9 protein-coding genes are annotated in these 7,443 nt (G+C 69.1%); 3 read left to right on the top strand and 6 right to left on the bottom strand.

Annotated elements, in window-relative coordinates:
• Positions 1–105 precede the first annotated feature (105 nt).
• The 6 genes from ACZ54P_RS35225 to ACZ54P_RS35250 form a co-directional block, all read right to left on the bottom strand.
• Positions 106–909, bottom strand: a complete 804-nt coding sequence (locus tag ACZ54P_RS35225) for a TIGR04222 domain-containing membrane protein (protein WP_465465937.1) — start codon at positions 907–909, stop codon at positions 106–108.
• Positions 902–1,669, bottom strand: coding sequence for a TIGR04222 domain-containing membrane protein (locus ACZ54P_RS35230; protein ID WP_465465938.1), 768 nt, complete (start codon positions 1,667–1,669; stop codon positions 902–904). The genes ACZ54P_RS35225 and ACZ54P_RS35230 overlap by 8 nt, the downstream gene beginning before the upstream one ends.
• A 94-nt stretch (positions 1,670–1,763) precedes the next feature.
• Positions 1,764–2,186, bottom strand: coding sequence for a peptide-methionine (R)-S-oxide reductase MsrB (gene msrB / locus ACZ54P_RS35235; RefSeq protein ID WP_465465939.1), 423 nt, complete (start codon positions 2,184–2,186; stop codon positions 1,764–1,766).
• A 19-nt stretch (positions 2,187–2,205) separates the two neighbouring features.
• Positions 2,206–2,511 carry a hypothetical protein gene (locus tag ACZ54P_RS35240; RefSeq protein WP_061988756.1) on the bottom strand — a complete coding sequence of 102 codons (306 nt, stop codon included), beginning with the start codon at positions 2,509–2,511 and terminating at the stop codon, positions 2,206–2,208.
• A gap of 52 nt (positions 2,512–2,563) precedes the next feature.
• The gene (locus ACZ54P_RS35245; RefSeq protein ID WP_465466012.1) at positions 2,564–4,219 is read right to left on the bottom strand and encodes a serine/threonine-protein kinase; all 1,656 of its coding nucleotides are present in this window, start codon (positions 4,217–4,219) and stop codon (positions 2,564–2,566) included.
• 132 nt (positions 4,220–4,351) lie between these two features.
• On the bottom strand, positions 4,352–5,038 hold the full coding sequence (locus tag ACZ54P_RS35250) for a TVP38/TMEM64 family protein (RefSeq protein WP_465465940.1): 687 nt from the start codon (positions 5,036–5,038) through the stop codon (positions 4,352–4,354).
• A 24-nt stretch (positions 5,039–5,062) separates the two neighbouring features.
• On the opposite strand from ACZ54P_RS35250, the gene ACZ54P_RS35255 reads away from it, so the two are divergent.
• The 3 genes from ACZ54P_RS35255 to ACZ54P_RS35265 all read left to right on the top strand — a co-directional run bounded on the left by ACZ54P_RS35255 (position 5,063) and on the right by ACZ54P_RS35265 (position 7,300).
• Positions 5,063–5,620, top strand: a complete 558-nt coding sequence (locus ACZ54P_RS35255; RefSeq protein ID WP_465465941.1) for a GNAT family N-acetyltransferase — start codon at positions 5,063–5,065, stop codon at positions 5,618–5,620.
• Positions 5,621–5,639: 19 nt separating this feature from the next.
• A complete protein-coding gene (locus ACZ54P_RS35260) occupies positions 5,640–6,662 on the top strand; it encodes a DNA polymerase domain-containing protein (RefSeq protein ID WP_465465942.1) in 1,023 nt (340 codons plus the stop codon).
• Positions 6,663–6,907: 245 nt separating this feature from the next.
• On the top strand, positions 6,908–7,300 hold the full coding sequence (locus tag ACZ54P_RS35265) for a DUF6221 family protein (protein WP_465465943.1): 393 nt from the start codon (positions 6,908–6,910) through the stop codon (positions 7,298–7,300).
• The last annotated feature ends 143 nt before the right edge of the window (positions 7,301–7,443 follow it).

Consider the following 7,443-nt stretch of genomic DNA (forward strand, 5'->3'; position numbering starts at 1 on the left):
CCTTTCGCGAGCAGGTGCGCTTACCGTAGTCGGACGTTTTTCCGTCCGGTCGTGGTTCCGTGATTCGAACATCCGGTGTGGGCCTTCACGACGGCACTTGGACCGTCAATAGCTGCCGGTCCCGCCGGTGTCCGTCCCGATCCCGTCGCCCCAGGAGAAGGTGCGAGTGTCCTTGCCCCGTGGCCCGGCGTAGCGGCTCAGGATGCGGGCGACTTCACGATCGGGATACGCGGCGATGCCGCGGAGAGCCACCGTGCCCGCCGCACCCGCGACGAGGCTCTGATTCGTCTCCGCCTCGGCCAGCACTTCGCGGCCCGCGGTGGTCGTCCTGCCCTGGTAGTCGGTCCGGCCGAATCGGAGGGTGACGATCAGCAAAACCAGGGTGACGACGAGAAGCGCGGTCAGGATCGCGGCGCCGTCACCGACGAACCACCTGACCGCTCCGATCGCCAGAAGCACGGCGTAGGTGACGGCGGCGATCCTCCACCAGAGCCGCCGTCGCCCTTCCCGGACGACCAGACCGCGGCGGCCCAAGTCGGCCCACAACGCCCGCATCGCCGGCCCGCGGCTCATCCACTCCCGCAGCCAGTGGTCGGGTGTCGCGGAGAGCGCACCGGCGAGTTCCTCTCCCAGCGGGTCGACCGGGACCAGCGGGGTGCGGTAGAGCCTGCCCGAACCACCGAGCCGGGCCTGTTCGCGTTCGAGCATCGCGGCGACCACCGTGTCGGTGACCCGTGCGGTGCCGCCCGCCAAGGCCGCCACATGGTGCACGGTCGGCAGGTTTTCGCCATCGTGAAAGCCGCGCCGGAGCCACAACGCGTGCAGCCCCGCGATGGTGAAGGGGAGTGCGATGGCCAGCGTGTAGAGCCACCAGAAGTCCGGCCCCGGGATGCCCCAGGTTTCAGCCACCACAACCACCTCCGCTACCGGTCCTGACCAGCAAATCCGCCATCAGCGGGTCGGGATAGGCCGTCAAGCCGCCGAGTGCCACCGCCCCCGCCACGCCGGGTACCAGACCGGGGTGCCGCCGGGCCGTGCCGACGACGCGGAGTCCGGCCGTGGTCGGCAGGACGTTCCGGCTCGGCCACGGGAGCAGGGCCGTTCCGGCGATGGCCGCGACCACCGCGACGAGGAGACCCACCAGTACCCCGACCGGGCGCTCCAGCGGTATGGCGTTGGCGCGCCTCGCCAGCCCGAGGGCGAGCACGGGGAAACAGGCGATCATGGCCGCCAGCCATCCGGCGCGGCGGCGGCGTTCGTCCACCTGCAGGCCGCTCAGCTGAAGGTCGTCGCGCACTTCGTGGACGGCGGCGCTCCGGCTCAGCAGCTTCTTCAACCGGTACAAACCGCCGTCCCCCGCTTGCGGGACGAGGTCGACGGCGGCGCGCGTGAGCGGATCTCCCGGTTCGCCGCCGAGGACGGTCAGCCGTCCCCGGCTGTCCAGCCGGACCTGCTCACGGGCGATCATGGTGGTCACCCCGACATCGGCGACCCGCTCGGTGCCACCGGCCAGCGCGGCGAGGTGGTACGGGCCCTGCGGCGTCCACTTGTCGGCGGCACGGTGCCGGAGCGACTGTGCCCACAGTGCCGCGCAGAGGCACGGCAGGACGACCAAGCAGCCGTACAGCCAAGCGAATCCCGGTCCGGAGATTCCCCAGGGGTCATCCATGAAGACACCAAGCCGCCCCACCCAAAAGCCCTCCCCGACGCTGTTCCTGTTCCTCGGGAACGCGTCAGGGAGGGCGGTGGTTCGCTTCGGTTGGTTACGACTCGGGAACGAGCTTCAGCGAGATCGAGTTGATGCAGTACCGCTGATCCGTCGGCGTGGCGTATCCCTCGCCTTCGAAGACGTGCCCGAGGTGGCTGTGGCACGACTTGCACAGCACCTCGATGCGGCGCATCCCCATAGCGGTGTCCTCGCGGAGGAGGACGGCGTCGGAATCGGCCGGGTCGTAGAACGACGGCCAGCCGCAATGGCTCTCGAACTTCGTGTCGCTGCGGAACAGTTCGGCACCACAGGCGCGGCACTGGTAGACACCGGTGGTCTTCTCGTCGGTGTACTCACCGGTGAAGGGGCGCTCGGTGCCCGCCTGGCGGAGCACCGCGTACTCTTCGGGGCTGAGCTGTTCCCGCCATTCCTGCTCGGACTTGACCACGCGAGGCGTGGCTCCGACAACGGGTTTCATGCCTTTCACCGGTTCCACGTTACCCCGCGAGCCAGGCGATGGCCCGGCCGATGATGTCCCATGCGGTGACCATCACGCCGAGCACGATGAGGATCACGACGAGCGCCGAAATCCACCAGCGCAGACCACCGAGGCGGTTGCTGGAATCGGCGAAATCGGAGACACCGTCGAGGCAGGCCTCCACGGTGAAGTTCGGGCCGCAGCGTTCGATGCGGTCCAGATGCTCGGCGAAAGCGCGGGCTTCGGGATCGTACGGGTCGAGACCTACCAGGTCCTCGCGGAAACGAGGATTCTGGCCAGGTCCGAAAGGTCCGCTATCGGCCATGAAAGCAACAGTAAGCCACGAGCGGCGTTTGTCCTACCACCAGCGAGGCGGGTCACGGACCGAGTACGCGCGTGTCCGCGTCGATGAGGTATTGCCCGCCGGACTGGATCACGCGCAGCGCCGGGCGAGGACCGTTGTTGACCGTCACGTTCATGTCGATCGAACCGTCGGAGTTCGCGCCGCCGCTGTCCGCGTGCGCCTGCTTGGCGCCGGTGACCTTGTGAGCGGCCCAGTAGTCGGCGAAAGCCTGCTCCGAGCCGTACACGGCCTTCGCGGCGTCGGTCAGCATGTTCCAGCTCGCCGGCGTCCCGATCGTGTTGGTGTCGAAGAAGCCCAGGACGAACTGACCGACGCCGGAGAAGTTCGTGATCTTCTCGCTCTCGGTCTTCCCCAGCCCGGCCGGGGCCGCGCGTGACGAAGACTGGGGAGCCGGTTTGGAGACCGAGGTGCCGGGCTGAGGATTCGCGCCCGTGTTGTCCGGGCCCTGGTTGGTCCCGCCGTTGCTCGAATTGAGCACCAGGAACACGATCACGGCGATCACCACGACCGCGGCACCGGCGCCCGCGAACAGGGCGGCCTTCCGCTTGCCGTCGGCGGGTTTCGCCGGGGACGGCCGCATCGGGGCGGCCGCGGACGGCGATGGGGACACCGCGGCGACCGGGCGCGGCGGCGTGTTGGGCGGAGCCGCCGGTGACCGCATCGGGATGAACGCGGCGGTCGGCGTGTGCTGTTTGGCAGGCGGCGGTGGGGCCGGCGTCGTGGCGGACTGGGCCGGGGGATCGACCCGCTGCCACGGCGGGCGGTCCCCGCCGGGGAGGCCGCGTGCCGGGGTCTCGGGCGCGGCGGGCTGTCTACCGCCACCGGCTCCGAAAAGCCGCGGCGACGACGCCGTTCCCCCGGCGGATTCGCTCGCCGCCAGCGCGGCGAGCCGCTCCCTGGCCTCGGCCATGGTCGGCCGCTCGGTCGGTTCGGTGCGCAGGAGGCTCATCAGCAGCGCCGTCGCGGCGCCGGCCTGCTGCGGCGGGTTGATCTGGCCGTTCGCGGCCGCGTACAGCAGCGCGAGCTGGTTGGAGCTGTTCCCGTACGGCGTCTGACCTTCGATCGCCTGATAGAGCGTCGCGCCGAGCGCGAAGACGTCGGAGCTGGGCACCGGATCGGAACCGCGCGCCAATTCGGGCGCGAGGTAGGCCGGGGTGCCGCCGATGAGGCCGGTCTGGGTCAGCGTCATGTCGCCCGCCGCGCGGGAGATGCCGAAGTCGGTGATCTTCGCGGTGCCCGACTCGTCGATCAGGATGTTCCCCGGTTTGACGTCGCGGTGCACGATCCCGGCGCGATGCGCGGCGACCAGCGCCGACGCCACCTGCTCGCCGATCTTCGCGACGCGGCCCAGCGGCAGCGTGCCCTCCTCGGAGATGATCGCCGAGAGGCTCGGACCGTTCAGGTACTCCATCACCAGGCAGGGATCGCCGCCGTGCTCGGCGATGTCGAACACCACGATCGCGTTCGGATGCTGGAAGCGGGCCGCGTTCTTCGCCTCGCGCATGGCGCGCTGGCGCATGTTGTCGCGTTCGGCTTCGGAGACACCCGGCTGCGGGAGGATCTGCTTGACCGCCACCGAGCGCTCGAGGCGGACGTCGATGGCGCGCCAGACCACCCCCATGGCACCGCTACCAATTTGCTCGACCAGGCGGTAGTGCCCAGCGATCAGCTGACCGGTGTCGATGGCGACTGCTCCTGACACATTCTTTGACGAACACATCCCGGGTGATGGTGGCGCTACGCGGCCTGACAGGTCCCGCGCACCCGATCGAGTGTAGCGGGCGGCGGTTTCGGCTCCCCGTCAGCTCGCCGGTGCGGAGGCACGGGATTCTTCCCGCCCGTCCGGTTCGGGCACCGGGCGGGCTTTCCGCCGGAAGACCTTCGCCAGTCCGATGGCCCCCGCCGCGGCGAACACGGCGTAACAGATCAGCAGGGCGGGCGGCGTTTCCCCGGTGAGGGCGTCGCCGAGGACGACGACCGCGACCGTGCCGGGAAGGCTGCCGAGCGCGGTCCCGAGCAGATACGGGGCGAAACGGACCGATGACACTCCGCACAGGTAACTGAGCGGAGCGAACGGCACCATGGGGATCAGCCGTAAGGAGGTGATCGCCAGGACACCGCCGTCGGAAAGCCGGTCGTTGACCGCGCGGACCCTGGCCCGGTGCAGATGCCGGGTGACGAGGTCGCGCCCGAGCGCCCTCGCGAGGCCGAACGAGAGCCCGGAGGCGACCGTGGTCGCCAGGATCCCGACCACGATGCCCGTCGTGGTGCCGAGCAGCAGGCCGCCGGCCAGGTTGAACACGGTCCGCGGGATCGGGGCCACGGTGAGCACCGCGTAGACGAGGAAGAAGACCAGCGGAGTGGCCGGACCGGTCGCGGCCGCCCAGGCCCGCAGCCCGGCCGGGCTCGGGATCGGGAGCAGTACCGCGGCCGTCACGAAGAGGGCGAGCACGGTGAGCGCGAGAATCAATTTGGTACGGCCGGACACCGCGTCAACCGTACGGTATCCGCTGTGATCGACACCGAGGCGCTGCGCACGCAGCCCGAACTCAGCGGCGAGCGCGTCGTACTGTCGCAGCTCGACGATTCCCACTTCGAAGCCGCTTGGAAAGCGCTGCAGGACCCCGAGGTCATGCGGTTCACCGGGACGCACACGAAGTTCACCGAGGAACAGATCCATCGGTTCCTGGCTGCCCGGCCAGGGCTCGAAGGCCGGGCGGATTACGCGATCCTGCGCGGGGAGGACCGTGCCTACCTCGGCGAAGTGGTGCTTTCCGACATCGACGAACACAACCGTTCCGGGGCGTTCCGGATCGCGCTGACCGGCCCCGACGTCTTCGGCAAGGGCTATGGCACCGAGGCGACGAAGCTCTTGCTGGACTACGCGTTCGACGTCGTCGGCCTGCATCGGGTGTCGCTCGAGGTTTTCGAGTACAACCCGCGAGCCCAGCGCGTGTACGAGAAATGCGGGTTCGTCCGCGAGGGGATCCAGCGGGAAGCCCTGTGGTGGGACGGCGCATGGCATGACGTCGTCACGATGGCCGTTCTGGGGACGGATCCCCGGCCCTGATCGGCGATACGGTGGGCGCATGCCCAAGAACGGTGAGCCGATCCTGGTCGCGGTAGGCGAGCGCGAAGTCCGGGTGTCCAGCCCGGACAAGGTGTACTTCCCGGCCCGCGGGATCACGAAGCGCCAGGTCGTGGCGCACTACGTCGCGGTCGGCGAGCCGCTGTTGCGCGCGATCGGCGAGCGGCCCACGACGCTGAAGCGCTACGTCGACGGCGTCGAGGGCGAGTGGTTCTACGCCAAGCGCGTGCCGAAGGGCGCCCCTGAATGGGTGGAGACCGCGAAGATCACCTTCCCGTCGGGCCGGACCGCCGAGGAAGTCTGCCCGACCGAGCCGGCGGTGTTCGCCTGGGCGGCGAACCTGGGCACCTTCGACTTCCACCCGTGGCCGGTGCGGCGGCCCGACGTCGATCATCCCGACGAACTCCGCATCGACGTCGACCCGCCGGACGAGGCCGGGTTCTCCGACGCGGTCGAGGTCGCCGGTGTGGTGCGCGAGGTCCTGGACTCGGCAGGGCTGGTCGGCTACCCGAAGACCTCGGGTGGCCGCGGCGTGCACGTCCTGGTGCGGATCCGGCCGGACTGGGACTTCATCGACGTCCGCCACGCCGTGATCGCGCTGGGCCGCGAGGTCGAGCGCCGCATCCCGGACAAGGCGACCATCGCCTGGTGGAAGGAAGAACGCGGCGGCCGGGTCTTCATCGACTACAACCAGGCCGCGCGCGACCGCACGGTGGCTTCGGCCTGGTCGGTCCGGGGCACCCCGCGCGCGACGGTGTCGACGCCGCTGACCTGGGATCTGCTCACCGAGGTCGACCCGGACGACTTCGACGTCCTCACCGCGGGCGCCATCTACGCCGAGCGCGGCGACCTGCACGCGCCGATGGACGATCAGGCGTTCGGCATCGAGACGCTGCTGGAGTGGTACGCGCGGGACGAGCGCGACCACGGGCTCGGCGAGATGCCGTACCCGCCGGACTACCCGAAGATGCCGGGGGAGCCGAAGCGGGTCCAGCCGAGCAAGGCGCGCGACGACACGCCTTGACTCTGGGTTTGCACGTTTCGTGACGGCGCGTGCGGTGTCGGTGACAAATTCGTATTCGCCGCCCGTCTCTTCTTCGATTTCCTCGCGGAGTGATTGCGAACTCGTGTCGATCTCGAAACCTCTTCCCAGTGGGAGAGTGATCGATACGAGACTGTGTGACGCGTGGGACCCGGTCGTAACGGCAGGCTTCCTGCCAGCGACGGTCCCCTCCGAACACCTAGGCTGGGGGAGACGAAGGAGTATCCGTGGACGACCTGATCGCCTTTCTCGCCGCGCGTGTCGGACAACGCCAGGCGTTGATCATGCAGGCGGTCAAGAAAACCGAGATCAGCGAATCGCTCAATCGGGGTGAGACCAAGGTCGTCATCGAAAAGAAGATCCGCTCGATGAACGACATCGAACTCGACGTGGTCAATCAGATGATCAACGAGATCGAGGCGACCCGGCGGCTCCTGCAGGCGCACCGCACCACGGTCTCGGAGAAGGTGCCCGGCTTCCCCCTGTACGGCAACGAGTACTGGTGCGAGACGTGCAACGTGCCCGCCGACGAGGCCGGGACGAACTGGTGCCTGACCCTGCGACTGCTGGCCCTGCCGCACGCCGACCACCCGGACTACAGCGAGCGCTGGCGCCCCTGAGCTGTCCTGAGCCGGAGTTCGTGCTGGGCGCCTCGGTACAGGTGGTCGTGAGTGGCGATTCGGGTTAGAACCCGAATCGCCACGCACGAACAAAAGGGGCGAAGAGCAGCCGGTAACGAAAAGCCCGACCGGCGCCCACGAGC

This window comes from Amycolatopsis sp. NPDC034160 (assembly GCF_055575355.1).

What these genes read in the sequence shown, in the direction of transcription:
- ACZ54P_RS35230 (WP_465465938.1), bottom strand. Translation starts at nt 1,669, where the DNA reads ATGGATGACCCCTGGGGAATCTCCGGACCGGGATTCGCTTGGCTGTAC.
- ACZ54P_RS35240 (WP_061988756.1), bottom strand. Translation starts at nt 2,511, where the DNA reads ATGGCCGATAGCGGACCTTTCGGACCTGGCCAGAATCCTCGTTTCCGC.
- ACZ54P_RS35260 (WP_465465942.1), top strand. Translation starts at nt 5,640, where the DNA reads ATGCCCAAGAACGGTGAGCCGATCCTGGTCGCGGTAGGCGAGCGCGAA.
- msrB (WP_465465939.1), bottom strand. Translation starts at nt 2,186, where the DNA reads ATGAAACCCGTTGTCGGAGCCACGCCTCGCGTGGTCAAGTCCGAGCAG.